This is a genomic window from Micromonospora sp. NPDC050200 (genome assembly GCF_040656135.1).
Taxonomy (GTDB): Bacteria; Actinomycetota; Actinomycetes; order Mycobacteriales; family Micromonosporaceae; genus Micromonospora.
Genome location: NZ_JBFALG010000004.1, coordinates 199857 through 225501 on the forward strand (window position 1 = coordinate 199857; position 25645 = coordinate 225501).

The following is a 25645-nucleotide window of genomic DNA, read 5'->3' on the forward strand; positions in this document are numbered from 1 at the left end:
CGCGTAACGATATGTTCGGCAGATATTCGAGACATCCGATGGAGGGGCCGTGAACGACGCGCTGCGGGTGGCACTGAGCGACACCGGGCACACGACCGAATCCCTCGCCGAGCAAGTCGGCGTCGACCCGAAGACCGTCGCGCGGTGGCTGACCGAGGGCCGCATCCCGCATGCTCGGCACCGCCTCGCGGCAGCGGAGGCCCTCCGCCGGGACATCTCGGACATATGGCCGGACACTTCGAGACGTCGGGACCCGATCTGGTTCCGCCCCTGGCAGGAGATCGAGCGCGAAGCAGTGTCGCTGCGGTCGTATCAGTCAGTCGTGTTGCCCGGCCTTCTTCAGACCGAGGCGTACGCCCGCGCGGTGCTGGCCGGCGGCGGCCTGCTCGCCCGCAATGACATCGAGCGGCATCTGGCGGCCCGGCTCGCCCGCCAGGGCATCCTCAACCGGGACGAGCCTCCGCAGTTGACGGCCGTCATCGACGAAGCGATCCTCCGCCGGCCGGTCGGGGGTCGGACGACCATGCACGAGCAACTGCAGGCCCTCGTCACGACGTGCACGGAGCCGCACGTCCGGGTCCACGTCGTGCCGTCCACCGTCGGTGCCTACGCGGGTCTCAACGGGCCGTTCGTGATCGCGAACAGCCACGACCACCGGGTTGCCGGCTACCTCGACAACCAGCTCCAGGGGCAAGTGGTTAGCGACCTTGAGGACATCGCGGCCATGATGGCAGCGTGGGAGAACGTGCGCGGCGAGGCGCTGTCCCACTGGCAGTCTGTCGACCTCATCACGGAAGTGGCGGAGACATGGAGCTGAACGGCGCGCGGTGGCGCAAGAGCAGTCGCAGCAGCGGCAACGGTGGCGACTGCGTCGAGGTGGCCGACAACCTGCCCGGCATCGTCGGCGTACGGGACTCGAAGGACCCGACCGGGCCGGCGCTCGTGTTCGCGCCGGCGGCCTGGCGCGTGTTCGTCGCCCGGGTCGCACGCTGGAACGTTGGCAGCTGAGCACGTCGACACGCCGGGGCGGCTGCAGCTGAGCCGCCAACGATCACGGGCTGGATGGGAAGCGATTGCGGCACGGGCGGTGCCGTGGGCGACCAGCACGGCACCAACCCAGTGTGTATCAGACCAAACCTGGATGAGATGCCTCTGTGGTCAGGGCAGTGCGGCCTCCAGCACGCCGTCGGTGATGCGCGTGGGCAGCACCTGCTGGTCGGTGCTGGCGGGGCCGTGCACGACCTCGCCGTCCTTCAGTTGGAAGGTGCTGCCGTGCCAGGGGCAGACGACGCAGGGCTGCCCGTCGACCTGGATCACCTTGCCCTGTCCGAGCGGCCCACTCTGGTGGGCGCAGCGGTCCAGCATGACGGTGATGTCGGTGCCGTCGCGATAGACCACCACCGGCACGTTGTCGACCCGCCGGGTCAGCAGTTGGCCCTCGGGCAGCGAGTCGACCTCGGCCACCCGACGCCACCCGTACTCGACCCGGTGCATGTCCGGGGCGCCCTGGTTGACCTGCGCGGTCTGCTTGTAGACGAGGTGGCCGCCGAGGTAGCCACCGGCGCTCACCGCCGCCAGGCCGAACAACCCGAGCGTACGGCCGAGCCCGTGCCGCCCGCGCAACCGCGCGGCGAGCGAGCCCGCGTAGAGAGCCACCGCCAGGGTGTTCGTGGCGGCATGCACCAGGCCGACCCGCCGTTCCTCCTGCCAGAGCCACGACCAGTCGTTGATGCCGGTCAGCGCGGCGGGCAGCGCGCTCGCCGTGCCGACCGCCACCAGGGTCGTGGCGGCCCGCTCCTGCCCGGGCGTCCGCCCGGGCATCAGGTCGAGGACGGCGCTGCTGATCCACGCGCCCATCGGTACCTGCACCAGCGCCGGGTGCAGCGGATGACCCAGCCACACCCCGTGCAGGGCATCCTTGACCCGTTGCGGCCGCAGCAGCGACCAGACCCTGGGCTGGAGCCGGTCCCCCACCCGATCCAGCGCGGATGCCCGCTCCAGCTTCTTCATCAGCCCGGCACGCATGGCGCCGCCCTTACCCCGCCATTGGGCCCTGAAACCCCAGCGCCCGCTGCCGGAGGGCCCGTTGTTCCTTACAACGTGCCCAGTCTCAACGGTACGGTGCGGAGATCCGGCGACGGGCGGCCGATCCGTCGTACACATGTTCCATCCACAGCCTGTGGATGGCGAGGGGATCCGATGAGTTACCAGCTCAGCGCGGTCGTGGCGGACGTCGAGCTGCTTCGGGAGCAGACCGCCGACCTGGATCACGCCGTCCTCGCCGCGCTCCGGCAGGACTTCGCGCTGCTGCCGGTCACCCCGCAGCTGGTCGAGGAGCTGACCGGATCGCTGCCCGACTTCTCGGTCGCCGAACGCGATCCGGAGCAGCCGTTCCACCTGGTGCTCTCGGCAGCCCTGGTCGAGGTGCTGGCACGCTGGTCGCGGCAGGGCCCGGTGGCGTACCTGGAGGCGGAGTTCGGCGGCGGCCTCGGCTACCAGTCGGCGGTGGTGTGGCTGGGTGGCGAGACGAGCTGGGGACCGCGCGTCGACCGGCTCCTCGACGGGCCACGGGCGGATTGGCCGCTCAACGTGGCGCTCGCCCGACTCGGGGCGGAGCCCGGCGCGTGGATCGACCCCTTCGCCGAGTTGGGCCTGCACCTCGAGCGGCACACCGACGGCTGGCTGGCGCACGGGCGGCGGGGCCTGTCCGCCGACTACTGGGACGACCTGGCCGAGGAGTGGGAATACCGGCAATCTGCCGACGAACAGCAACCTGAACGCCCCGGTCCCGTTGGGGACTGGGGGATTCCATGAAACTGCGACAATTCGTATTCATTGCCACGCTGATGACGGCTGCCTCGATCTCGGGGAGCGGTGTCCGTCCACTCGGGCCGGACGTGCCGGCCCGACCGGTCGGCGACACGGCGGTGGTCGGCCTCAGCGGCCTGGACGAGATCGAGTTCGGCGACACCGAGCAGGAGCTGACCCGCCGCGGAGTGCTGCGCGCCGAGGGCGACGCCTGCGGGCCGACGCTGGCGGGACACGGGGCGACCAGCCCCATCTTCGTAGACGACCGGCTGGTCCTGCTCTGGCTGGACGACCCGATGAGCACCCCGGAGGGGATCACCGTCGGCACACCGGTCAGCGAGGTGCTGGCCAGCTACCCGTTGGCGACCCGACTGGACGCTCCACAGCGGACGTACCGGTTCGACGGGCTGTTCGCCCGCGACGGCGACCGGGCGTACCTCTTCCTGCACGACGGCACCGCCGTGCGGGAGATCATCGCCGGGTACGCCGACTGGGCCCGCCGCCTCTTCGACGAGGGCTACGGCCCCTGCTGAACCAGCGCGGTTTGGACGCGAGGCTGATTGTCCATGGTCGGCCTCCGTGGAATCATCTTCTCGCCGCGCAGATGACGTGGCATCTTCACGGGGGAGTTGATGTGAGGACAACCCTGTCCGCCTACCCGGAGAAGCGGACCAGCAGAGGATTTCCACGGCTCGCGCTGGCCGCCGCGGCCGTGCTGACCGTCCCAGCGTTCCTGGTCGGGCCGTCCGCCGCAGCTACCAGCGGGACGACGCCGGCCGCGGCCACCACCAGTTCGTCCACGGCGAGCGCACCCACCGGGGCCGTGTCCCCGGCATCGTCACCGACCGCTACCACCCGGGCGTCGTCGCTTACCGCGCCGGCCCTCGCCGCATCCCCGTCGCCGGCCAGGTCCGGGACCGCAGGGCTGACGACGGAGCAGACCCGGACCCGGTCGGCCACCATCACCCCGGCGCAGCGGCCTCCCCGCTCCTTCTGCGGTGGCAAGCTGGCCTTCGGCACGGTCGAGAGCTGCGGGTTGATCATCGGCCAGGCGCAGGACACCTGGACGTTCACCACGACCGCCGACTCGGACGTTCTGTACGTCCAGGTGGTGGAGGTGGCGGGTGCCAGCCTCGCCGTCCGGGTGAACCACCAGGACGGCTGGAAGGCCTGTGAGCTCGACCCCTACCGCGAGTACCTCAACCAGTGCCGGCTCGGCCCTGCCGGTGCCTACACGGTCACGGTGACGACCGAGAGCGGCAGCGGGAAGGGGGCCTACACCCTCTCGATCGAGTCGAGGCGGACGCCGTCGGCGTGCGGGCAACTGCCGGAGGACGTCTTCTCCTGGGCCTCGGCGGGAGCCAGCGGCACCCTCCCGGCCGGGTTGGCTGCCCGCTGCTTCACGTTCGCCCAGCCCACTGGCAGCAAGCTGTTCATTGCCGAGCCGCACGCGCGTGATCTGACCGGTTTTCGGGTGGACATCCTGGACGCACGGCAGTGGCACCTCTGCCAGACCGGTTACGACGCCTCCGACTGCACGCTGAGCAACCCCGGGCCGTACCGGGTCTTCATTCAGCAGATCGACGGCAAGGGGGCGCCCTACACCATCCGGCTGCCGCGCATCTCCCAGGCGGTCGGCTGTTCGGCGCTGTCGCCGGCCGGCGACCCTGGCACGGCCACCGGGCAGGGCCGGCTGGAGCCGAACCAGAGGGTCTGCCACTCGTTCTCCACCACCACGGCCGGCCACGTCGACATCCGCGTCGACCAGCAGTCCATCACGTGGAAGCTGTACGACGACACCGGCCGGTACATCTGCAACGAGTCCTCCGTCGAGTACTGCGTCCTGCCCGCCGCCGGGCCGTACACGCTGCTGCTGTGGGGCGGGAACCACTACAAGGCGGTGGACTACCAGGTGGCGGTGACCGGCCCGACCACGTGAGTGAGGTGGGTCGGCCCGGCGGGGCCGGCCCACCGATCAGGCCGTACACGCGGAAACGCCCGGCTGGTCCATCAGGACCGACCGGGCGTTTTTCGTTGGCGGTGGCGGAGGGATTTGAACCCTCGGAGGGCGTAAACCCTCACACGCTTTCGAGGCGTGCTCCTTAGGCCGCTCGGACACGCCACCGCCGACGAGGGTACAGGACCGTGGGTCTGGATGCCGAACCGGTATCCCCGCAGCCAACCTGGCAGGATCTTTGCCATGAGTACGCACATCGGCGCGAAGCCGGGAGAGATCGCCGAGCGGGTCCTGATGCCGGGCGACCCGCTGCGGGCCAAGTGGATCGCGGAGACCTACCTCGAGGATGCCACGTGCTACTCGACGGTCCGGGGCATGCTGGGCTTCACCGGCCGCTGGAACGGCGTCGAGGTGTCCGTCCAGGGTTCCGGCATGGGCATGCCGTCCGCCTCCATCTACGCCCACGAGTTGGTCAACGATTACGGCGTGAAGACCCTGATCCGGGTCGGCTCCTGCGGCGCCCTCACCGAGGACCTCCAACTGCGCGACGTCGTCGCCGCGATCGGGTCGTCGACCGACTCGAACATGAACCGGATGCGGTTCGACGGGCTGATCGACTACGCCCCGGTCGCCGACTTCGGGCTGCTGCGTACCTCGGTCGAGGTGGCCGAGCGGCGCGGCATCACCATGCACGTCGGGCCGATCCTGGCGGCGGACGCCTTCTACACCGACCGGCCGGACCTCTACGACGCGCTGGCCGACTACGGCGTGCTGGCGGTCGAGATGGAGTCGGCGGCGCTCTACACGATCGCCGCCCGGTTCAAGGCGCGGGCGCTGACCATCCTGACCGTCAGCGACCACATCAAGACCGGCGAGAAGACCACCTCCGCCGAGCGCGAGCAGACCTTCAGCCAGATGGTCGAGATCGCCCTGGACACGGCCATCGCCTGATCCCCTCCTTCCCGGCCCCGCCCCGTCATCCCCCGGATGGCGGGGCGGCGTCGTGTCCGGGAGTGACCACCGTCACCCACCGAAACAATACGACCGGTCGTGCTTTTTGATTAGCCTCTCCCCATGACAGTCGACGGACGCGTCGCGCGGGGCGACCGGACCCGCCGCGCCGCGCTGGACGCCGCGGTGGTGCTGGCCACCGAGGTCGGCCTGCACGGGCTCTCCCTCGCACAGCTGGCCGACACGCTCGGGGTGAGCAAGTCCGGGCTGTTCGCGCACTGGCGGTCCAAGGAGGCGCTCCAGCTCGCCACCGTCGACCGGGCGGTGGAGCAGTGGCAGGAGCGGATCATCGACCCGGCCCGTCGCGCCCCCCGGGGCGTACGGCGGATCTGGGCGCTGCACCAGGCCCGGATCGACTTCTACGCCGCCCGGGTGCTCCCCGGCGGCTGCTTCTTCGCCAGCACCGACTTCGAGTACAACGCCCGCCCCGGCCCGATCCGGGACCGGCTCGCCGAGGTGTTCGGCCGCTGGACCGCGTACCTCGAACACCTCGTCCGGGAGGCGGTCACCGCCGGCGAACTCCCCGCCGACGTGGACGTGCCGCAGCTGGCGTACGAGATCGACGCGCTCGGCATCACCGCCGCCATGCGGTCCCGGCTGCTGGACCCCGACACCGCCTACCGGCACGCCCGCCAGGGCCTGCTGAACCGCCTGCGGGCCTTGTGCCCCGATCCGACCCTGCTACCGGAAGGCCTCTCATGAGCCACGCCATCGCCGACCAGCCCGCCGTCGAGTTCGGTCACGTCGAACACGTCGACGTGTACTTCGACGACCTCGACGCCTTCGGCATCCTGCACAACGCCCGGTACGCGGTGCTGCTGGAGCGGGCCCTGACCGCCTACTGGGCCGAGCGGGGCGTCTCCTTCCAGGGCGGGCAGCGCAGCGCACCGGACACGTTCCACGCGGTACGCGAGTTCAGCATCACCTACCGGGCCCCGATCGCCGCCACCGGGCCGGTGGCGGTGCACTTCTGGCTCGAACACTTCGGCACCAGCAGCGCCGAGTACGCGTACCGGTTCCGCTCGGTCGACGGCGGCACCGTGCACGCCGAGGGCCGGCGGGCGATCGTCCGGCTCGACCCGGCGACCCTGCGGCCCACCCCGTGGACCGAGACCGCCCGCGCGGTGGCCGCGACCCTGCTCCGCCCCGCAACGACACCGGCCTGAGCGACCGGCGGGCCGAACAAGCCGGCCGGTGGTCAGCGGAAGAAGGCGCGCAGCAGCGCGGCGCTCTCCGGTTCCAGGACACCGCCGTAGACCTCGGGGCGGTGGTTGAGCCGGCGGTCGCGCAGCACGTCCCAGAGTGAGCCGGCCGCCCCGGTCTTGGGTTCCCAGGCGCCGAAGACCACGGTCGACACCCGGGCCAGGACCAGCGCGCCCGCGCACATCGTGCAGGGTTCCAGGGTCACCACCAGCGTGCAGCCGTCGAGCCGCCAGCGGCCCAACCGCTCGGCGGCCCGACGCAGCGCCAGCACCTCGGCGTGGGCGGTCGGGTCCCCGGTCAGCTCGCGCTCGTTGCGTCCGATCGACAGCTCGACCCCGTCCGGCCCGTAGAGCACGGCGCCGACCGGGATGTCGTCGGCCCCGCCCGCGCCGTCGGGGCCCGGGGCGGGCGTGTCCGGGCCGGTGACCGCCACCTCCAGCGCCCGGCGCATCCACAGGTCGTGCCGCTGCCGGCGGCCCGCCCCGCCCGGGTCGGCCAGCCCCTCGTGCGCGCCGGGCCCGACCCGGCCCACGGACCCGGGGGTCGGCTGCCCCGGCCGTACGGTCTCCAGCGCCGGGTCGGTCGAGTCGGCCGGCTCGGCGGCCCCTGCCAGCGGCGAACCGCCGCCCGGGAGGGCGACCCCGTCGGCGTCCGGCGGGTCAGACCTCACGCAGCTCCTCGACCACGTCGACGCACCCGAGCACCTGGCACACCTCGGCCGTGACGTCGGCCGGGAGCATCCCCTCGTGGCTGCTGAGCCGCAGCAGCCGCTGGGCGGAGATGCCCAGGTCGGCGAGGATGTCCGCGTCGCCGACCGGGTCGGCCTCCGGGTCGACCACCGGCTGCTCGCTCTCCTCGTCCCCGGCGGCGGCCGGGCGGGGCTCCTCGCTCTCGTCCAGCCCGGTGACCGAGGTCTTCAGGTCGCCGACCAGCAGCGCGCCCAGCCGGGACTCCTCCGCGTACGCCGAGTCGGAGCCGAAGACCCGCAGGTCCTCCCCCTCGTCCAGGCGCAGGATCACCAGGTAGGCGTCGTCCGCCTCGACGAAGAGCAGCGACAGCTCGGCGTCGGGCTCGACGTCGCGCAGCCGGTCGGCGACGTCGTCGATGTCGGAGGCGCCCCGTAGGTTCACCTCGGCGGCGCTCCAGCCGCCCTCCTCGCGCACCACGGCGGCAGCGAAGTACGACACGATCCCCCCAAATGCCTCGGCACAGCACGCCGACTCGTTACGCGTGCACGTTAACCGGTCGGGTCGGCAGGCGACCGGTCAACGCCCCGAAGGGCCGGTCAATCCTGAAAAGTCGGTCAGCCTGCGACGCGACGCCGGGTGGCGATCAGCTGTCGCAACCGCTCGGTGCGCTCCCGCTGCGGCTTGTCCCGCTGTCGTACCGCGCGGGCCCCCGCCAGCTCGGCGAGAATCTGCAGGCGGCGACGGCTGCGATCGGGGTCGAGCCGCGGGGTGGTCCAGGCCATACCGGAAAGCGTCCCCAGTTACAGCGAGTACGTCAAGATGGCGTTCGAAGCGGAGCCGACCAATTACCGAACGTCACCACATCGGCCAGTCCGCGCTGGTCGCCCAGCGCACGACCACGATCGCGAACGCGATGCTCCAACCACCCGCTGTGACGATCGCCACTCCGGCGGCCACCCCCCGGTCGCCGTACCGGACGAGCGCGAGGGCGGCCAGCCAGGCCAGCCCGCCGGCGATCACGGTCCACCACGCGTAGCCGGGGACGTCCCGGCCGAGGAGGCCGAAGAGCACCAGCCAGGTGGCGGCGAGCGCGCCGCCGGCGGCGACCCCGCTGCCGGTCACCGGGTGGGGCTCGCGCCAGGTCGGTCGGCGGGGCGGCCCGGAGGGGAAGAGACCCGAGGGGGTACGCGTCATGAACTGCCCGGCGGCCGGCCCGGCCGGGTACGTGGGCTGATCGTCCATCGCCGTCACTGCTCCCGTCCACGGACCCCGGCGCTCCGGGGGACCTTCCCACCGTATCCGTCTGCCAGGATGTCCGGATGTCGTCGCGATCGACCGGCCGCCGCGCGCGTCCGGCGTACCCGGTTCTGCTGTTGCTCGCGCCGGCGTTGCTCGCCGGCTGCGCGCCCGGCGACCGGCCGGCCGCGGCGCCGAGCACGGTCTGGGGCTCTCCGTCCGCGGTCGCCGCCGCGAACCAGCCGACGCCGTCCACGACCGCGCCCTCCGCGAGCCCGGCCGGGCCGTCGCCCTCGCCGTCGCGCGCGCCGCTGCGGCGGGTCTTCCCGGTGCCCGCCGACGACGTCGCCTACCACCCGACGCACTCGACCTATCCGGGCACGGATATCTTCGCCGACTGCGGGGAGCCGGTCGTGGCGGTGACCGACGGGACGATCCTGGAGGTGAGCCGGGTGGACCGCTTCGACCGGCGCGGGCCGTTGGGGCCGTACAACGGCGGGCTGTCGGTGTCGCTGCTCGGTGACGACGGGGTGCGGTACTACGGCTCGCACCTGAGCGTGATCAGCGCCGGCGTCGACGCCGGGGTGCGGGTACGGGCGGGGCAGCAGCTCGGCAAGGTCGGGCGGACCGGCAACGCGAACAACGTCTGCCACCTCCACTTCGGCCTGTCGCCGAAGTGCACCGGCCACGACGACTGGTGGATCCGGCGGGGCGTGGTCTGGCCGGCGAAGTACCTGGATTCGTGGCGCAAGCGCGGCAACCGTTCGCCGGCCGCCGAGGTGACCACCTGGGAGCGCGAACACGGCTGCCCGACGGCCCCGCGCACCACCACCGGCGCCGGCTGACCGGAGCACCCGGCGGCCCGGCAACGGGTGCGTCAGCCGACTGACACATTGACGAAAGTCTTGGCAATCGTTAACGTCCGCATGAGAGAGCGCTCTCTCTGGTAATAAATCTCCCGATTCCGACGAACCGCGACGCCGTCCCCCTGATCCGGCGCGCGTTGGAGGAACGATGAACCCTCCCGTCCCACACCGCCGCACCCCGTGGGTGCTCGCCACCACCACCGCCCTGGCCGTCGTCGTCGCCGGCCTCGCCCTCACCGCCACGGCCCCCGCCGAAGCCGCCACCGTCGGCGCCGGCAGCTACACCACCGACCGGGTCGGCCCCCTGCCCAGCGGCTGCGGCGACCTGTCCACCAACCCCCGGCAGTTCGTCACCGCCAACGCGCCGGCCGGCCCCGTCCCCACCAACGACTGGTGGTCGTCGCTGCTCTACAAGAGGACCAACTGCGCGTACAGCGAGCCGCTGCACGCGCACCCCGTCTCCTACCAGCCGTTCGGCGACGGGCTCGGCTTCTCCGCCACCTCCACCCCCACCATCACCGGCACCGCGACCGGGGTGGGGGAGTACAAGTACGCGTACGCCGAGGACATCCGGGTCGGCGTCACCGCACTCGGCGCGCCGGTGGTCAAGGTCGACGACTGGACGGACTGGACGGTCAGCCCGTACTGGAGCGACGGCACCCGCACCCTGCGGGCCACCATCGGGCACGGCCTGCCGTTCACGTACTTCCGCACCAGCGGCGGCGAGGCGCTGATCAACGCCACCGGCGGCAGCCCGACGGTCTGGTCCTCCAGCGGCGGCACCATCGGGTTCAACGTCAGGGGCCACGACTACGTCGCCTACGCCCCCACCGGCGCCAGCTGGACGGTCTCCGGCGGGCGGATCACCTCCAACCTCGCCGGCAGGGACTACTTCTCCGTCGCCCTGCTGCCCACCACGCCGAGCACCGACGCCGCCACCCGCGCCGCCCTCGCCACCAGCTACGGCCGGTACGCCCACGCGCACGTCACCGGCACCCGGGTGTCGTACTCCTACGACCAGGCCAGCAGCCGGGTCACCACCACGTACGCCTTCACCACCACGCCCCGGGAGGGCACCGCCACCCAGACCGTGGTGAGCCTCTACCCGCACCAGTGGAAGGCCCTGACCGGCGCCACCCCGATCGGCCAGAGCTACCCCTCCCCGCGCGGCCGGATGAAGGTGCTCACCGGCGTCAGCGAGTTCCGCACCGCCATGACCTACCACGGGGTACTACCGGAACTGCCCGCCGTCGGCACCGGCGCCGGCGCCGACCTGGCCCAGCTCAAGGACCAGCTCGCGGCCGTCCGGGGCAACCCGATGGACCTGCGCGGCGGCGACACCTACTGGAACGGCAAGGGCCTCGGGCGGGCCGCCCGGATCGCCGAGATCGCCGACCTGGTCGGTGACACGGAGACCCGTACCGCCGCGCTGAACGCCATCCGGGCCACCCTCAACGACTGGTTCACCGCCACGGCCGGCAAGACCTCCCGCGTCTTCTACTACGACCGGAACTGGGGGACCCTGATCGGCTACCCCGCCTCGTACGGGTCCGACCAGGAGCTCAACGACCACCACTTCCACTACGGCTACTTCATCGCCGCCGCCGCGACGCTGGCCAAGTTCGACCCGACGTGGGCCACCACCGCGCAGTACGGCGGCATGGTCGACCTGCTCATCCGGGACGCCAACAACTACAGCCGCGCCGACACCCGCTTCCCGTACCTGCGGGACTTCGACATCTACGCCGGGCACGACTGGGCCTCCGGGCACGGCTCGTTCAACGCCGGCAACAACCAGGAGTCGTCGTCCGAGGGGATGAACTTCGCCAACGCGCTCATCCAGTGGGGACAGGCCACCGGCAACACCGCCGTACGGGATGCCGGCGTCTTCATCCACACCACCCAGGCCGCGGCGATCCAGGAGTACTGGTTCGACGTCGACGACGAGAACTTCCCAGCCGGGTTCGGGCACTCGACGGCCGGCATGGTCTGGGGCGACGGCGCCGCGTACGCCACCTGGTTCAGCGCCGACCCGGAGATGATCCAGGGCATCAACATGCTGCCGGTCACCGGCGGCCACCTCTACCTGGGCCACCGCCCGGCCTACACCAGGACCAACTACGCCGAACTCGTCCGCAACAACGGCGGGGAACCCACGGTCTGGCAGGACATCCTCTGGGAGTTCCTGGCCCTCGGCGACCCGGACGCGGCGCTGACGAAGCTGCGCGCCAACCCCGGCTACACCCCGGAGGAGGGGGAGAGCCGCGCCCACACGTTCCACTGGATCCGCAACCTCGCGGCACTGGGTCAGGTGGACACCGGCGTCACCGCGAACCACCCGCTGGCCGCCGTCTTCACCCGCAACGGCGCCCGCACCTACGTAGCCAGCAACATCACCGCCGCGCCGCTCACGGTCACCTGGTCCGACGGCACCCAACTCACGATCGCGGCCGGCGGGACGGCGACCACCGGGGCGTACACCTGGAGCGGGGGCGACGCGAACGGCGGCGCGAGCCCGACGCCGCCCCCCACCACGCCGCCGCCGGCCGGCTCGCCGACGCGGTACCTGCTCCCCGGCGGCGGCCTGGGAGCAGCCAGCGGCGCGACGACCACCACGGTGGCCAGCGCCGGCGGCACCAACCACGACGGCACGCCGACCAACCCGGTGGTCTTCACCGCGACCGGCCTGACCATGACCTACTCCGGTGGGCAGACCGCGTTCGACCTGTTCCTCGACGCCGGCCAGGCCGTCGGCAACGGGGTGCAGGCACGGATCTCCTACGACCTGACCGGTGACGGGAGCTTCGACCGGGTGGAGACGTACCGCTACTTCGCCACCGACCCGGTCCCCGGCTACGAGCACTACATGCAGAACGCCGGGCTGCTCTCCGCGACCGGCACCCCGGGCAACCTGTCCAACGGCACCGTGAAGGTGGAGGTCTGGTCGGCCATCGGCACGAACCCGACCACCCTCGGCATCGGCGACCGCTCGTTCGTCACGCTGCCGTACGCCTGATCCGCGGTACCACCACCAGCCCGCGCCGCCGGTCGTACCCCCGACCGGCGGCGCGGGCGCGTAGTTTGCAGGTCATGAGCGCCCGGGACCCCCTCGCCGACCTGCGCCGGATCGCGTTCCTGCTGGAACGGGCCAACGAGGCCACCTACCGGGTCCGGGCGTTCCGGTCGGCGGCGAAGGCCCTCGCCGGACTGCCGGCGAAGGAGGTCGCCGAGCGGGCCCGCACCGGGAAGCTCACCGAGCTGGCCGGGGTCGGCGACGTCACCGCCCGCTGCGTCGCCGAGTCGCTGGCCGGCGAGGAGCCGGTCTACCTGCGCCGGCTGGTCGCCACCGAGGGCACCGACCTGGACGCCGCGGCCACCGAGCTGCGGACGGCGCTGCGCGGCGACTGCCACACCCACTCCGACTGGTCCGACGGCGGGTCGCCGATCGAGGAGATGGCGCTCGCGGCGGTCGAGCTGGGTCACGAGTACGTGGTGCTGACCGACCACTCGCCCCGGCTCAAGGTGGCCCGGGGCCTCACCGCGGACCGGCTGCGCAAGCAGCTCGACCACGTCGCGGCGGTGAACGAGGCGCTGCCCGAGGGTTTCCGCATCCTCACCGGCGTCGAGGTGGACATCCTCGCCGACGGCTCGCTCGACCAGTCCGACGAGCTGCTGGCCCGGCTGGACGTGGTGGTCGGCTCCGTGCACAGCGGGTTGACCGACGAGCGGGCGAAGATGACCCGGCGGATGCTGGCCGCGATCGCCAACCCGCACCTGGACATCCTCGGCCACTGCACGGGGCGGATGGTGTCGTCCCGCCCGGCCGGGGTGCAGGGTCCGGGGGACCGGGCGCACCGGCCGCGTACCCGGGGCGAGAGCGACTTCGACGCGGACGCGGTCTTCGCCGCGTGCGCCGAGCGCGGCGTGGCCGTCGAGATCAACTCCCGACCGGAACGGCAGGACCCGCCGAAGCGGCTGATCCGCCGGGCCCTGGAGGCCGGCTGCCGGTTCGCCGTCAACACCGACGCGCACGCGCCGGGGCAGCTGGACTGGCAGCGGTTCGGCTGCGAACGGGCCGCGCTCTGCGGCGTCCCCGCCGACCGGGTGGTCAACACCTGGCCCGCGGACCGCCTGCTCGAGTGGGCCCGGACCCGGCGCTGACCCACCCGGGCGGCACCGGGCGGACGCGCCGGGAGGTCAGCGGGCGGCGGGCTGCGCGGCGGGCACGGCGGGTGCGCCGGCCGTCGCGCGCGGGCGGCGCCGGCCGACCAGGCCCTGCGCCACCGCGACGCCGAGCAGCACGACCAGCGCGCCGACCGGCTGGTGCCAGTTCATCCGCTCGCCGAGCACCACCGCGCCGATCAGCACCGCGAAGATCGGGATCAGGTAGGTCACCGTGGCGGCGGTGCTCGCGCCCGCCACCCGGATGTTGCGCATGTTGATCACAAAGGCCAGTCCGGTGCCGAGCGCGCCGAGGACGAGCACGCTGCCCAGCACCGGCGCCGACAGGTCGGTCGGCACGGGCGGCGCCCCGGCCACCAGCGGCCCGACCACCGCGAGCTGCGCCGCCGCCATCAGCAGTTGCGCCGCGGAGAGCGACAGCCCGGAGTACGCGCTGCCGGCGATGAACTTCTTCTGGTACGGGATGGCCACGCCGTAGCAGGCCGCCGCGCCGAGGCACATCAGCTGGCCGGTGAAGTGCGATCCACCGACGCCCTCCCAGACGCCGAGCACCACCAGCACCCCGAGGAAGCCCAGCCCGAGCCCGACCGCCCGGCGCGCGGTCAACCGCTCGGTGCGGAAGACCAGCACCGCCAGCGGCAGCACGATCAGCGGGGTGGTGGCGTTCCAGATGCCGGCGAGCATCGACTCGACGCGCTGCTCGCCGTAGCCGAAGAGGGTGAACGGGAGCGCCACCCCGAACGCGGCGACCACCACCAGGTGCGCCCAGACCCGAGGCTCGCGGGGCAGCCGGTCGCGGAGCACGGCGAGCACCACCAGCAGGGTGAGCGCGCCGGTGGCCACCCGGTAGAGGGTGAGATGCAGCGGGTGCAGCTCCGCGATGCCGACCTTGATGAACAGGAAGCTCGCCCCCCAGATCGCGGCGAGCGCCAGGAAGCCCGGCAGCCAGCTACGCAGCGGCGCCCGGTCAGGAGTGATGTGGGTGGTCACCCCTGACACTCTGCCGCAGCGGTACGACGATGTCCCGCGAAAATCGGACGCCGTGTCGCGCACCACAGCAACCGCCATACAGTGGAGGCGTTGACCAGTCGAGGAGGTGCGCAACCGATGGCGATGCCGGAGAGGTTCGACCCGCTCTACGACTTCGACGGGGTCTGGACGACGGGCCTGGCCGACCGATACCTCCCGCCGCGCGACCTGCCGGACGCGCGCTTCGAGTGCATCGACGGAAGGCTGGTCATGACTCCCGCGGAAGCCGGCGCGAACAGCTTCGGTGAGATAAAGCTCGCCCGACTCCTGGGGCCTGCGGCGGAGGCCGCCGACCTCTACGTCTACGGCCAGATCAACCTGACCTTCAATCCGCGCAGTTGGATCCAGCCCGACGTCACCGTCCTGCACACCGTCCCCAAGACGGACGACGAGGACCGCTGGGTCCCGGTGCGGTACTGCACGATGGCGATCGAATTCGTCTCCCCGGCCAGCCGACAGCAGGACTTCCTGGACAAGCCGCGCCGTTGCGCCGAGGCCGGGGTGCCGTACTTCATGCGCGTCGAGATCGTCCGTCGGCTGCGGCACGTCTCCGTGGAACTCTTCTCGCTCGACGACTGGAGCGCGTACGCCACCGTGGCGAAGGCGCAGGGCGGGCGCCGGCTCCGGGCGGACGTACCGTTCCCGATCGACTTCGACCCGGCGGAGCTGCTGCCGTAGTCGACAGCTGCGGCGGGCACTACGTCCGCGCCGCGCGGGCGGTCGGCGGGCAGCGACTGCGCGCCCGGGCGCCGTTCCCGATCGACGTCGACCCCGCGCGGCTGCTGCCCGGACATGCCAAACACGCTCGACATCCCGGCGGGCCGGTCACGTAGGGTCGCAGCGTGGGACGAATCGATGACCTCGCCAACCGCTACGTGGCCGACTGGGCCCCGCTGAGCCCGACCGGCGCCACCTACGTCGGCATCGCCGGCTACGACGACCAGCTGGACGACCTCTCGCCCGCCGGCTACGCGGCCCGGGCCGAGCTGACCCGGCGCACCCTGGCCGACCTCGACGTGACCGAGCCCGAGTCGGAGACCGAGCGGACGGCGAAGGAGGCCATGCAGGAACGCCTCGGCCTGGACCTCGCCCGGTACGACGCGGGCGAGGTGACCAGCGAGGTCAACGTGATCGCCAGCGGGCTGCACGAGATCCGCATGGTCTTCGACCTGATGCCGACCGAGGGTGAGGCCGCCCAGGCCGACATCGCCGCCCGGCTCAACCGGTTCGCCGCGACGCTGGAGGGCTACAAGACCACCCTGCGCGAGGCGGCCGCCGCCGGCCGGATCAGCTCGAAGGTGCAGCTGGTCGAGGTGGCCAAGCAGTGCGACGTCTGGACCGACCCCGACGGCGACAACTTCTTCCACGGCCTGGTGGAGCGGCTCGGCACGGACGGCACCCTCGGCGCCGAGCTGCGCCGGGGCGCGGCGTCCGCCACCGCCGCCACCGCCGGGTTCGGTCAGTTCCTCCGCACCGAGCTGGCCCCGCACGGGCGGGACAAGCAGGCCGCCGGCCGGGAGCGGTACGAGCTGGCCTCCCAGTACTTCCTCGGCGCGAAGGTCGACCTCGACGAGACGTACGCCTGGGGTTTCGCGGAGCTGGCCCGGCTGGAAGCCGAGATGCGAGTGGTTGCCGGGCGCATCGCGGGTCCCGGTGCCACTGTCGATGATGCCGTGACTGCGCTCGACGCCGACCCGGCCCGGACGATCCAGGGCAAGGAGGCGTTCCGGGACTGGATGCAGGCGCTGGCCGACAAGGCCATCAGCGAGCTGCACGGCACCCACTTCGACATCCCGGAGCAGGTCCGCCGGATCGAGTGCTGCCTGGCGCCGACCAGCGACGGGGCGATCTACTACACCGGGCCGAGCGAGGACTTCTCCCGCCCGGGGCGGATGTGGTGGGCGGTGCCGCAGGGCATCACCGACTTCTCCACCTGGCGCGAGGTGACCACGGTCTACCACGAGGGCGTGCCGGGCCACCACCTTCAGGTGGCGCAGACCGCCGTCCGGGCCGAGCTGCTCAACCGCTGGCAGCGGCTGCTCTGCTGGGTCTCCGGGCACGGCGAGGGCTGGGCGCTCTACTCCGAGCGGCTGATGGACGACCTGGGCTACCTGGATGATCCGGGCGACAAGCTCGGCATGCTCGACGGGCAGGCGTTCCGCGCGGCCCGGGTGATCGTCGACATCGGCATGCACCTGGAGCTGGAGATCCCGAAGGACAATCCGTTCGGCTTCCACCCGGGCGAGCGCTGGACGCCGGAGCTGGGTTGGGAGTTCATGCGGGCGCACTGCCGGGTGCCGGACGAGAACCTGCGCTTCGAGCTCAACCGTTACCTGGGCTGGCCGGGGCAGGCGCCGTCGTACAAGGTGGGTGAGCGGATCTGGCTCCAGGCCCGCGAGGAGGCGAAGGCCCGCAAGGGCGCCGACTTCGACCTCAAGGAGTTCCACCGGCAGGCGCTCGACCTCGGCGCGCTGGGGCTCGACCCGCTGCGCAAGGCGCTGGCCCGCCTCTGAGTGCTCGGACCGGGGGCGGGACGGTGCCGACGCGAAGGGGCGGGTCGAAGAATCGACCCGCCCCTTCGGGATGCCGCTGTCGCGTCAGTGCTTCTCAGGCTCGTCCGACCCGGCACGCTGGGTCGGCACCGTCGGCTCCTCGTCCGCGCGCCAGTTCGTCGACGCGGGCGGGATCTCGTCGCTCAGCAGGCCGCCCTCGTGGCCCACGGCCGGCTGCTCGGCGGTCGGCCGCTCCCGCTCCACGACCGGCTCCTCGTGCCGGGTGGGCGCGTCGACCGGAGCGGGCACCGGCGGGTCCACGCGGTGCCGCGCCTCGCCGGCCGCGGCGACCGCGCCCCGGCGCGCCACCAGCAGGCCGCCGATCATCAGCACCAGGCCCAGCGCGGCCAGGCCGACCGGCACGTGGACGCCGAGCAGCTGGAGGCTGTCCCGACTCTTCTTGGCCCGGTTGGCCGAGGCGGTGATGGTCGCGTCGTTGTAGGCGAAGTCCGCGTCCAGCAGTGTGGTCGGCGTGCCGAGGTTCGGGGTGAGGATCTTCTTCTGCACCTCGCGCACCTTGATGTACGACCCGGTCACCGGGTCCACCCAGACCGTGCGCTGGTTGCTGTAGACGAGCTTGGCGTCGGTCGCGCCCGGCGCGAACGTGGCCAGCAGCGGGGTGAGCCGGCTCGCGTCGAGGGTCAGCGGCTCGTCGGTGATGACCTGCTCGAACCGGTACGTCTCGATGCCCTTGATGGTCTCCGTACCGGAGAACTTCGCGTCGCGGACCTGGCGCAGGTCGCGGTCGAAGATCTGGTAGTCCCGCTTCTCGGTGTGGAACGGGAACTTGTAGATCTGGCCGGCGAACTGGATCCCCGTGTCGCGCTGGCCGGTGTCGTCGAGCCACTGGCCCTGCCACTTCAGCGCCTCGCCGGAGACCCGGTCCAGGGCGAGCTGCGCGCCGTACGCGCTGACCAGCTCCTTGTTGTCGGCGCGGTCCACGGTCTGGCCGACCTGCCACACCACGGCCTTGCCGTCGAGGTCGCCGCCGAGCTTCGCGGTCTCGTCGCGCAGCTGGTTGACCAGGACGGTGGATCTGAGGTCGCCGTCGTTGACCTTGATGACCCCGTTGCTGATCTGGAGGAACTTCGCGTTGCTGGCTTCCGCCACCGACGTCGAAGCCTTCAGGTCGTACGGAAGCTTGGTCAGCGCGGGGGCCACGACGAACACCAGCCCGGCGGCCAGCGCCAGGAGCAGTACGCCGACCCCGAACAGCACGGCACCGATGGCGCGGTGCTTCATGTTTCCTCCCTGGCGGAGCTCAATTTCGTCGTTGTCGATCGGTGAGATGGCCGCGAGGTTACTACCTGGTCACATCTGGCCGCGACCCCCGGTCAGTCCTACTTGCTCCACCTGCCCGGCACCGTCCGGCTGCGCACCGGCCCGACGTAGCACGAGCAGGAAATTCCACGAGCCGATTTCCCGCACCCCGGGAATTCGGACGATCCACCGGCCCCACCAGGGGTGGTAGCGGGGCAGCGCGTCCAGCACCTCGACCTCCGGGTTGCCCCGGGCCCAGCGCAGCGCGTCGACGATGGAGACCGGGAAGAGCGTCTCCCGGAACCGGTTCTTGGGCGGACGGCCGTTGCGCCGCTCATACCGCCGCCGGGCCCGCTGCCCGCCCAGGTAGTGCCAGGGCGCGGTCTCGTGCCCGCCCCATGGCGAGAGCCACGGGGTGAACGAGACGAAGAGGACGCCCCCGGGCTTCGTCACCCGGGCCATCTCGTCCAGCATCCGGGTCGGCTCCGGGACGTGTTCGAGCACATTGGACGAGAAGCAGACGTCGACGCCGCCGCTGCGCACCGGCAGCGCGATGCCGCTGCCGCGCAGCATCCCGGCCGAGGACTCCGCCGCGGAGAAGTCCCCGACGTCCGGGTCGAGGCCCACGTAGCGGGCGCCGGCGGCCCGGAACGCCTGCGCGAAGTAGCCCGGGCCGCCGCCCACGTCGAGCACCGTCCGCCCGGCCAGCCCGGTGTAGCCGGAGACCTGGCGTACCGAGTCGTCGGCCAGCAGGCCGTAGAAGTGGTCCGGATCGGTCTGCTCCACCAGGAAGGCCCGGAACAGGGCAACCGAGCGGCCCAACGTGGCGAACCGGCGGCGGGCCGCCCGTCCCTGTCCAACGGTCATCGCACTACCGTCCCGTCCTCGTCCTCACCGGCGGTCGGCCGGTCACCGTCCGCCGGAGCTGTCGCGCCGGCCTCGTCATCCCCCGTCGCCGGCCCGGGACCGTCGGTCGCCGGGACCGCGCCGGGGACCGGGACCACCGCCGCGACCACCGCGCCGATCGCCACCAGCATCGCCGCCTGCACCCACGTCCCGTACGCCCACTCCTGGCCGTGCCCGCGCAGCCGGCCGGCGACCGCGACCACCGTGGCCACGGTCAGGCCGCCGAAGACCACCACCGGCAGCGCCCGGCGGGCGAGCTGGCGCAGCAGCATCGCCGCGAGCACGATCGCCACCGGCAGCACCCCGCCGAGCGCGGCGAGCAGCACCACCAGCAGCGCCCCGACGAACCAGGGCGCGCTCTCGGCGGGCAGCGGCGGCCCGCCCTCCGGCCGCCGCCGCACCGGCCAGGCGGCGAGCACCAGCACGCCGAGCGCGATCAGCGCGCCCACGGCCAGCCCGCCCCGGTAGGCGCGGTCGGGGGCGAACTCCAGCCGCACCTCGCCGCCGGCCCCCGCCGGCAGCACCCAGGCCTGCTGCCACCCGTCGACCCGGGTGGCCGGCAACGCCCGTCCGTCCAGGGTGGCCGTCCACCCGGCGTTCGCGTTCTCGGGTACGACCAGCAGCGCGCTCTCCCCGCCGGCGACCCGTACCCGGCGCTCGGTCGGCGCCCAGTCGAGCACCGCCACGTCGCGGTGCCGGGGCGCGGCGGCCGACCCGGCGGTGGGCCGCAGCGTCGCGTCCCGCACCAGGTAGCCGCGCGACGGGGAGGTCACCAACCGGTGCCCGCCGGCGGGCAGGTCCATCACCGCGCCGGTCTCCCCGCAGAGGGTGACCGGCATCGGCCGCCCGGCGACGACGTCGCCGAGGGTGCCGGTGACCGCGGTGTCGTAACGGAAGCCGTCGAGTTCCACGGCCGGGCCGGTGCCGCACGGCGCGGCGATCCGGGTGCCGGCGGGCAGCGGCCGAATCGCCAGCCCCGGGATCTCCACCTCGGCGATGCCGACGGTCGCGGTCCACCCGTTGCCGCGCCGGTCCGCCACCCGGTCGGTGGCCTCCCGTACGACGATCTCGACCCGGTCGGTACGCACCGCGGCGAAGCGGACCAGGCCGTCCGCGCCGACCGGCACGAGCTGGGTACGGCCACCGGCGACCACCTCGACCCGGGTGGGCAGGGAACCCGCCGGCAGGTCGGCCGGGCGCAGCCGCAGCCGGTCGAGCCGCCGCTTCCCCTGCCACTTCAGCGTGAGGGTGGGCCGCAGGTCGCCGGTGCCGGCCAGCCAGGCGGTGCCCGGGTCCCCGTCGACCGCCGCGTACGGGGCCACGGACGGGTCGCCGGCCAGGTACGACGAGGCGCCGGCGGTGACCGGCGCCCCGGCCGGCGTCACCGCGCCACCCGGACGGGCCACCGCGGTGACCGTCAGCCGGTAGGTGCCCGCGGTGGTGCTGCGGAACACCCGGTCCACGCCGAGCGGTTCCTCACCGACCCGGGCCAGGAAGCGGTCGCAGCGCACCACGGTGCCGGCCGGCCGGACGCCCGCCGTGGTCTGCGCGACCGGCACCGCGTCGGCACCGGCCGATTCCCCGTCGGAGCCGGCGGGCGTCGCGCCGGAGCCGGGCGCTGCGGCCGGGAAGCAGGCGGGCCGGTCCCCCGCGCCCCGGCTGAACGACCAGGAGACCGGGCCGGTGCCGGTGGCCGGCAGGTCGGTCGGCACCCGCAGCGCCCGGTGGGCCGTGACGTCGGGGACGCTGAACTCCCGGATGCCCACCCCGCCGTCGAGCCGGTTGCCGGCCACCGCCAGCACCGTGATCCGGATCGTGCTGGTGGTGCCGGGCAGGGTGTAGTACGGCTGTGCGCCCAGCCCCTCGGCGACGTCGTGGTCGACCGAGCCCCGGTCGGTGCTGATCCGGAACCGGGTAACCGGCCAGCCGACCCCGAGGTCGTCGACGAACGCCAGCGAGACCTGCTGGACCTCGCGCGGGGTGTCCAGGTCCAGCTGGAGCCACTGCCCCACCGGCCCGGTCAGCGGCGCCGAGCGCCAGGACGTGTCGGGATCGCCGTCGACGGCGGCGAACGGCAGGTGCGACGGGTCGGCCGGGGCCAGGTTGTCCACGAAGCTGGCCGCCGTGGAGGCGCTGACCTCACGCAGCCCCTGGTAGGTGGCGACGGTCTGGTGCCGGCGGCCACCGAAGGGCAGCAGGTCGAGGGCCACCCGGCCCTGCCGGCCCGACTCCGCCGCCGTCATCGTCTGGCTGAGGTTGTCCCGTACCCGGCCGATGTCCCGTTCCCGGCGGCGCAGGCCGTCGGTGACGATCCACCGGTCGCCGGTGGCGCCCACGTCGGCGTCGGGGCGGTCGCCGGCCAGCACCACCGGGCGGTCCCGCTCCACCAGGCCCTGCTCCAGCAGGGGCAGCAGCGACTCCGGGCCGCCGCTGACCGTGGGCACGTCCGCGGTGAGCACCGCCGAGGCGGCCGGCACCGGGCGGTCCACCTGGTACACCTCGACGGCGGGCAGCGGGCCGGCGTCGTCGTCGACCGGGCTGCCGGCGGCCCGGCCGACCGCGTCGGTGCTGCCGAAGGTGGCCACCCGGGTGATCCCGGGCGACCCGGCCAGCGCCCGGCGCAGCACCGCCACCGGCGGGGCGTCCACCTGCGTACGGTCGATGTCGTTGCGCAGCAGCAGGTGGCGGAAGCCGGAGCGGGCCAGGAAGTCGGCCAGCCCGGCCGAGCCGTGCCCGCCGGCCAGCACCGTCTCGACGGTGTCCATCATCCGGGTGTTGCCGACCGAGCCGAGCGGGATCTGATGACGCACCGCCCAGGGCGCCCCGGCCAGGGACTGCAACGGCTCGTCGACGGTGCGCCCCCAGTCGTACTGGCCGAAGCCGGAGCCGGGCACCACCAGCGTGCGGGCCAGCGCGTCCCGGTCGGCGAGCCAGGTGGCCGCGGCCCGCCAGTGCGGCGGCAGGTCCGACCAGCCAGGGCCGGGGCGCAGCAACCCCGTCCAGGCCGGCACGGCCGCGCCCAGGACCAGGGCGAATACCGGTACGAACACCACCGGGCGCAGCCGCAGGCCGGGCCGGCGGCGCCGGGCGGCGGTGTGCAGCCGGGCGACCCAGGCGTCGACGCCGTGCGCGAAGCCGAGCATCAGCGGCAGCCGCAGCACCGGTTCCAGCTTGTGCACGTTGCGGAACGGCGCCAGCGGGCCGTCCAGCAGGGCGCGGACCTGCTCGGAGAGCGGGCTGTCCAGGCTGCCGACGTAGCCCATGGTGAGCAGGGTCAGCCCGGCCAGGAAGCCGAGCACCAGGAACCGCCGTTCGGGCAGCAGGTTGCCGGCCAGCCCGGCCAGGCCGACCAGCGCCACCACGGCGGTGAGCGCCATCAGCGCCGGATGGTCGATCAGCAGCCAGCCCGCCGGCCACCACGGGTCGCCCTGGACGATGTACGCCACCCACTGGTTGGTGCCGCGTACCGCCTCGAACAGCGAGGCGACCGCGGTGGTCGTGGTGGACGACTCGATGTAGTCCAGGAACGGCAGGCTGTACTGGCCGAGCAGCAGCAGCGGCACGATCCACCAGAGGCAGACCCCGACGACGCCGACGCACCACCAGCCGACCAGCCGCAGGTGGGCGGCGTCCCAGCGGCGGGAGAGCAGCCACACCCCGGGCAGCACCAGGGCCAGCAGCACCACGGCGGCGTTGATGCCACCCATGCCGAGCACGGCCAGCGCGGAGAGCGCGGCGGCCCGGCGCGGCGAGCCGATCCGCTTCACCTGGACCAGCGGCAGCAGCACCCAGGGGAGCATGGCCGCGGCGAGGACCTCCGAGGAGAGCGCGCCGATCTCGGTGAGCATCCGAGGCGCCAGCGCGTAGCCGAGCGCGGCGGCGTACCGGGTCGGTTCGGTGCCGATGCCGAACGCGCGGGCCAGCCGCAGCAGGCCGTAGAAGGCGACGCAGAACAGCAGCGCGCACCAGAGCCGCTGGGTGATCCACGGCGGCAGGCCGAGCAGTTGCCCCGCGCCGAAGAACGGCCCCATCGGGAAGAGGTAGCCGTACGCCTGGTTCTGCAGCTCCCCGGAGGTGGCCTCCGGGTTCCACAGATGCAGCGCGCGGGCCATGAAGTGCAGCGGGTTCGCCGCCAGGTCGAGCTTGGTGTCGAAGGTGACCTGGCCGGGGCGCTGCGCGAACGCCGCGACGGTGAGCAGCAGCAGGCAGAGCGCGGTGGCGGGGGCCTCGCGGACCGGTCGGACGATCCGGTCCAGCACCCGCCGCGACGCGGACGCGGTCACCGGCGGCACTCCGGGGGCAGGCAGCTCAGGTTGGCCAGGGCGGAGAAGAAGAGCCGCCGCATCCCCTTCGGCTGGTCGGTGCGGAGCACCTGCCCGCCGGTCACCTCGGCGATCGCCTTCAGCTCCTCCGGGTCGACGTCCCGGCCGAGGCCGACGAAGACGATCGGCAGCGGCTTGCGCGGGTCCTGCATCGCGGCGAGTTCGGCGAGGAACTTCTTCCGGTCGATGCCCTCGGCGTCCTCGTTGCGCCCGTCGGTCATCACCAGCACCAGGTTGATCCGTCCCGGGGTCCAGTGCCGCCGGGCGTCCCGGTACGCGGCCAGGGTGGAGTCGTACAGGCCGGTGCCGCCCTTGGGCTTGACCTTCACCTCGGCCAGCCGCTGCGCCAGCGCGGCCCGCTGTGCGCGCAGCGGCCGGACCGGCAGGATCTCCCGGTAGTCGCGGTCGCCGTCGACCTTCGTGGCGAAGACCCACACCCCCAGCTCGCTGTTGTCCAGCAGCAGCCCGGCGCCCTCCCGGGCGGCGGCCAGGGTGGCATCGAGCCGGGTGCCGCCGCCGGGCACCCGGGCGGCCATCGAGCCGGAGATGTCCAGCACGGTGAGGATCCGGGCGGTGCGCTGCACGCCGCTCCACCCGGTCAGCATCTCGGTGACCGTCGCCTCGGCCGGCAGCGCCACCGGTTCGCGTACCGCCGGGTCGAGCCGGCGGTCGCGCGGCATCGCCGGCGGGTAGCCGGCGGCGGTGCGGAAGCCGTACCCGGTCAGCACCTCCCGGGAGGAGCTGGTCAGCAGGTCGGTGAGGAAGCCGGCGGCGGCGCCCCGCACGGCGTCGCGCGCGGCGGGCAGCACGACGTACGGCAGGTCGAGCGCGGGGACCGCCACCTCCGGGTACGCGGCGACCAGCTTGTCGGCGCCGGCCAGCGCGTTGTGCCCGAGCACCGCCTGCTCGGTGGTGGCGACCGCGTCGGAGCGGCCGGGCAGCCCGCCGCCCGGGGGCAGCGCGGCCGGCGTGCCGGCGGGGCTGAAGGTGTTGCCGGCGAGCCGGCGCAGTGTCGCCGCCACCACCCCGCCCGGGTCGCGTTCCCCGGCGGCGAGCTCCCGGACGCCGAGCAGCGCCCCCACCCCGGCCGGGTCGGCGGCCGGGTCGGGGAGCCCGACCGTGCCGGCGCGGGCCCGGGGGCCGAGCAGCGGCGCCCAGGTCAGCGGCTTGGCCGGCCAGCCCGACCGGCGGGCCGCCCGCTCGGTCACCGCGAGCACCACCGGGGTGCTCGCCACCGACGTGCCCTGCCCGGGCACCTCGAAGGCGCCGGCGGCGCGGGCCCGACGCAGCCAGAACGTCGACTCGGGCAGCCAGGCGTCGGCCACCTCGGCGCCGCCCGCCAGCTCGGCGGCGACGGCGTCCGACTCCCGGGGCTCCACGGCGATCGACACGCACGGCTGCCGGCCGACCGAGGCGCGGGCGATCCGGTCCACCGCCGGGGCGACGACCGGGGCGGCGGCCACCCGCAGCCGTACCCGCTCAAGGCACTCCGGCGTCACCCGCTCGTCGCGCAGCCAGCCGTACCCGGCCCAGCCGACCAGCAGCAGCACCAGGGCCGCGCTGAGCAGCACCACCGGGGAACGGCGGGCGAGCAACCGTGCCGGCACGTCGCGCACCACGGCCG

At 73.2% G+C, this 25645-nt stretch carries 22 protein-coding genes, 1 tRNA gene and 1 pseudogene; 13 read left to right on the forward strand and 11 right to left on the reverse strand.

Annotated elements, in window-relative coordinates; all coding sequences use genetic code 11:
* Positions 1 to 49 precede the first annotated feature (49 nt).
* Positions 50 to 817 (forward strand): helix-turn-helix transcriptional regulator, encoded by a 768-nt coding sequence (locus tag AB0I41_RS05210; RefSeq protein WP_357102034.1) that lies wholly within the window; start codon positions 50 to 52, stop codon positions 815 to 817.
* A complete protein-coding gene (locus tag AB0I41_RS05215) occupies positions 808 to 1008 on the forward strand; it encodes a DUF397 domain-containing protein (protein WP_357102036.1) in 201 nt (66 codons plus the stop codon). The genes AB0I41_RS05210 and AB0I41_RS05215 overlap by 10 nt, the downstream gene beginning before the upstream one ends.
* Before the next feature lie 150 nt (positions 1009 to 1158).
* Here the strand turns inward: AB0I41_RS05215 and AB0I41_RS05220 are convergent, their stop codons facing one another.
* A complete protein-coding gene (locus tag AB0I41_RS05220) occupies positions 1159 to 2025 on the reverse strand; it encodes a Rieske 2Fe-2S domain-containing protein (RefSeq protein ID WP_357102038.1) in 867 nt (288 codons plus the stop codon).
* A gap of 174 nt (positions 2026 to 2199) precedes the next feature.
* On the opposite strand from AB0I41_RS05220, the gene AB0I41_RS05225 reads away from it, so the two are divergent.
* The 3 genes from AB0I41_RS05225 to AB0I41_RS05235 all read left to right on the forward strand — a co-directional run bounded on the left by AB0I41_RS05225 (position 2200) and on the right by AB0I41_RS05235 (position 4747).
* Positions 2200 to 2814 carry a hypothetical protein gene (locus AB0I41_RS05225; protein ID WP_357102040.1) on the forward strand — a complete coding sequence of 205 codons (615 nt, stop codon included), beginning with the start codon at positions 2200 to 2202 and terminating at the stop codon, positions 2812 to 2814.
* Positions 2811 to 3341: a hypothetical protein gene (locus AB0I41_RS05230; RefSeq protein ID WP_357102042.1), complete on the forward strand. Its 531-nt coding sequence runs from the start codon at positions 2811 to 2813 to the stop codon at positions 3339 to 3341. Before AB0I41_RS05225 ends, AB0I41_RS05230 begins: the two co-directional genes overlap by 4 nt.
* A gap of 101 nt (positions 3342 to 3442) precedes the next feature.
* Entirely contained in the window at positions 3443 to 4747 is a 1305-nt protein-coding gene (locus AB0I41_RS05235; protein ID WP_357102044.1) for a hypothetical protein, read from the forward strand.
* A gap of 96 nt (positions 4748 to 4843) precedes the next feature.
* Here the strand turns inward: AB0I41_RS05235 and AB0I41_RS05240 are convergent.
* Positions 4844 to 4933: transfer RNA gene (locus tag AB0I41_RS05240), tRNA-Ser, on the reverse strand.
* Positions 4934 to 5008: 75 nt separating this feature from the next.
* Between AB0I41_RS05240 and deoD the strand changes: the two genes are divergently transcribed.
* The 3 genes from deoD (at position 5009) to AB0I41_RS05255 (ending at position 6942) form a co-directional block, all read left to right on the forward strand.
* Positions 5009 to 5716 carry a purine-nucleoside phosphorylase gene (deoD, locus tag AB0I41_RS05245; RefSeq protein WP_357102046.1) on the forward strand — a complete coding sequence of 236 codons (708 nt, stop codon included), beginning with the start codon at positions 5009 to 5011 and terminating at the stop codon, positions 5714 to 5716.
* Positions 5717 to 5839: 123 nt separating this feature from the next.
* Positions 5840 to 6478, forward strand: coding sequence for a TetR/AcrR family transcriptional regulator (locus AB0I41_RS05250; RefSeq protein WP_357102048.1), 639 nt, complete (start codon positions 5840 to 5842; stop codon positions 6476 to 6478).
* Complete coding sequence (locus tag AB0I41_RS05255) at positions 6475 to 6942, forward strand: thioesterase family protein (protein ID WP_357102050.1); 468 nt, start codon at positions 6475 to 6477, stop codon at positions 6940 to 6942. Before AB0I41_RS05250 ends, AB0I41_RS05255 begins: the two co-directional genes overlap by 4 nt.
* A 32-nt stretch (positions 6943 to 6974) precedes the next feature.
* On the opposite strand, the gene AB0I41_RS05260 is transcribed toward AB0I41_RS05255, so the two are convergent.
* The 4 genes from AB0I41_RS05260 to AB0I41_RS05275 form a co-directional block, all read right to left on the reverse strand.
* A complete protein-coding gene (locus AB0I41_RS05260; RefSeq protein ID WP_357102105.1) occupies positions 6975 to 7430 on the reverse strand; it encodes a nucleoside deaminase in 456 nt (151 codons plus the stop codon).
* Between the two features lie 208 nt (positions 7431 to 7638).
* A complete protein-coding gene (locus AB0I41_RS05265; RefSeq protein ID WP_357102052.1) occupies positions 7639 to 8166 on the reverse strand; it encodes a tRNA adenosine deaminase-associated protein in 528 nt (175 codons plus the stop codon).
* 116 nt (positions 8167 to 8282) lie between these two features.
* Complete coding sequence (locus AB0I41_RS05270; protein WP_357102054.1) at positions 8283 to 8450, reverse strand: hypothetical protein; 168 nt, start codon at positions 8448 to 8450, stop codon at positions 8283 to 8285.
* 73 nt (positions 8451 to 8523) lie between these two features.
* The gene (locus AB0I41_RS05275) at positions 8524 to 8910 is read right to left on the reverse strand and encodes a hypothetical protein (RefSeq protein WP_357102056.1); all 387 of its coding nucleotides are present in this window, start codon (positions 8908 to 8910) and stop codon (positions 8524 to 8526) included.
* Between the two features lie 77 nt (positions 8911 to 8987).
* On the opposite strand from AB0I41_RS05275, the gene AB0I41_RS05280 reads away from it, so the two are divergent.
* The 3 genes from AB0I41_RS05280 to AB0I41_RS05290 all read left to right on the forward strand — a co-directional run bounded on the left by AB0I41_RS05280 (position 8988) and on the right by AB0I41_RS05290 (position 13931).
* Positions 8988 to 9749: a M23 family metallopeptidase gene (locus AB0I41_RS05280; RefSeq protein ID WP_357102058.1), complete on the forward strand. Its 762-nt coding sequence runs from the start codon at positions 8988 to 8990 to the stop codon at positions 9747 to 9749.
* A gap of 169 nt (positions 9750 to 9918) precedes the next feature.
* Positions 9919 to 12786 carry a glycosyl hydrolase gene (locus AB0I41_RS05285; protein ID WP_357102060.1) on the forward strand — a complete coding sequence of 956 codons (2868 nt, stop codon included), beginning with the start codon at positions 9919 to 9921 and terminating at the stop codon, positions 12784 to 12786.
* Between the two features lie 74 nt (positions 12787 to 12860).
* A complete protein-coding gene (locus tag AB0I41_RS05290; RefSeq protein WP_357102062.1) occupies positions 12861 to 13931 on the forward strand; it encodes a PHP domain-containing protein in 1071 nt (356 codons plus the stop codon).
* On the opposite strand, the pseudogene AB0I41_RS05295 reads toward AB0I41_RS05290, so the two are convergent.
* Positions 13814 to 14942: pseudogene (locus AB0I41_RS05295) on the reverse strand (DMT family transporter); the annotation flags it as partial. The gene AB0I41_RS05290 and the pseudogene AB0I41_RS05295 overlap by 118 nt on opposite strands.
* Before the next feature lie 117 nt (positions 14943 to 15059).
* On the opposite strand from AB0I41_RS05295, the gene AB0I41_RS05300 reads away from it, so the two are divergent.
* Positions 15060 to 15659, forward strand: a complete 600-nt coding sequence (locus tag AB0I41_RS05300) for a Uma2 family endonuclease (RefSeq protein ID WP_357102064.1) — start codon at positions 15060 to 15062, stop codon at positions 15657 to 15659.
* Positions 15660 to 15823: 164 nt separating this feature from the next.
* Positions 15824 to 17494, forward strand: coding sequence for a DUF885 domain-containing protein (locus AB0I41_RS05305; RefSeq protein ID WP_357102067.1), 1671 nt, complete (start codon positions 15824 to 15826; stop codon positions 17492 to 17494).
* An 84-nt stretch (positions 17495 to 17578) separates the two neighbouring features.
* On the opposite strand, the gene AB0I41_RS05310 is transcribed toward AB0I41_RS05305, so the two are convergent.
* The 4 genes from AB0I41_RS05310 to AB0I41_RS05325 form a co-directional block, all read right to left on the reverse strand.
* Positions 17579 to 18775 (reverse strand): DUF3068 domain-containing protein, encoded by a 1197-nt coding sequence (locus tag AB0I41_RS05310; RefSeq protein ID WP_357102069.1) that lies wholly within the window; start codon positions 18773 to 18775, stop codon positions 17579 to 17581.
* A 69-nt stretch (positions 18776 to 18844) separates the two neighbouring features.
* Entirely contained in the window at positions 18845 to 19660 is an 816-nt protein-coding gene (locus AB0I41_RS05315) for a class I SAM-dependent methyltransferase (RefSeq protein WP_357102071.1), read from the reverse strand.
* A complete protein-coding gene (locus AB0I41_RS05320; RefSeq protein WP_357102073.1) occupies positions 19657 to 23982 on the reverse strand; it encodes an alpha-(1->3)-arabinofuranosyltransferase in 4326 nt (1441 codons plus the stop codon). The genes AB0I41_RS05315 and AB0I41_RS05320 overlap by 4 nt, the downstream gene beginning before the upstream one ends.
* Positions 23979 to 25640, reverse strand: coding sequence for a substrate-binding and VWA domain-containing protein (locus AB0I41_RS05325; RefSeq protein ID WP_357102075.1), 1662 nt, complete (start codon positions 25638 to 25640; stop codon positions 23979 to 23981). Before AB0I41_RS05325 ends, AB0I41_RS05320 begins: the two co-directional genes overlap by 4 nt.
* Between the last annotated feature and the right edge of the window lie 5 nt (positions 25641 to 25645).

What these genes read in the sequence shown, in the direction of transcription:
- AB0I41_RS05215 (WP_357102036.1), top strand. Translation starts at nt 808, where the DNA reads ATGGAGCTGAACGGCGCGCGGTGGCGCAAGAGCAGTCGCAGCAGCGGC.
- AB0I41_RS05220 (WP_357102038.1), bottom strand. Translation starts at nt 2,025, where the DNA reads ATGCGTGCCGGGCTGATGAAGAAGCTGGAGCGGGCATCCGCGCTGGAT.
- AB0I41_RS05225 (WP_357102040.1), top strand. Translation starts at nt 2,200, where the DNA reads ATGAGTTACCAGCTCAGCGCGGTCGTGGCGGACGTCGAGCTGCTTCGG.
- AB0I41_RS05230 (WP_357102042.1), top strand. Translation starts at nt 2,811, where the DNA reads ATGAAACTGCGACAATTCGTATTCATTGCCACGCTGATGACGGCTGCC.
- deoD (WP_357102046.1), top strand. Translation starts at nt 5,009, where the DNA reads ATGAGTACGCACATCGGCGCGAAGCCGGGAGAGATCGCCGAGCGGGTC.
- AB0I41_RS05250 (WP_357102048.1), top strand. Translation starts at nt 5,840, where the DNA reads ATGACAGTCGACGGACGCGTCGCGCGGGGCGACCGGACCCGCCGCGCC.
- AB0I41_RS05255 (WP_357102050.1), top strand. Translation starts at nt 6,475, where the DNA reads ATGAGCCACGCCATCGCCGACCAGCCCGCCGTCGAGTTCGGTCACGTC.
- AB0I41_RS05260 (WP_357102105.1), bottom strand. Translation starts at nt 7,430, where the DNA reads ATGCGCCGGGCGCTGGAGGTGGCGGTCACCGGCCCGGACACGCCCGCC.
- AB0I41_RS05270 (WP_357102054.1), bottom strand. Translation starts at nt 8,450, where the DNA reads ATGGCCTGGACCACCCCGCGGCTCGACCCCGATCGCAGCCGTCGCCGC.
- AB0I41_RS05275 (WP_357102056.1), bottom strand. Translation starts at nt 8,910, where the DNA reads ATGGACGATCAGCCCACGTACCCGGCCGGGCCGGCCGCCGGGCAGTTC.
- AB0I41_RS05280 (WP_357102058.1), top strand. Translation starts at nt 8,988, where the DNA reads ATGTCGTCGCGATCGACCGGCCGCCGCGCGCGTCCGGCGTACCCGGTT.
- AB0I41_RS05285 (WP_357102060.1), top strand. Translation starts at nt 9,919, where the DNA reads ATGAACCCTCCCGTCCCACACCGCCGCACCCCGTGGGTGCTCGCCACC.
- AB0I41_RS05290 (WP_357102062.1), top strand. Translation starts at nt 12,861, where the DNA reads ATGAGCGCCCGGGACCCCCTCGCCGACCTGCGCCGGATCGCGTTCCTG.
- AB0I41_RS05300 (WP_357102064.1), top strand. Translation starts at nt 15,060, where the DNA reads ATGGCGATGCCGGAGAGGTTCGACCCGCTCTACGACTTCGACGGGGTC.
- AB0I41_RS05310 (WP_357102069.1), bottom strand. Translation starts at nt 18,775, where the DNA reads ATGAAGCACCGCGCCATCGGTGCCGTGCTGTTCGGGGTCGGCGTACTG.
- AB0I41_RS05315 (WP_357102071.1), bottom strand. Translation starts at nt 19,660, where the DNA reads ATGACCGTTGGACAGGGACGGGCGGCCCGCCGCCGGTTCGCCACGTTG.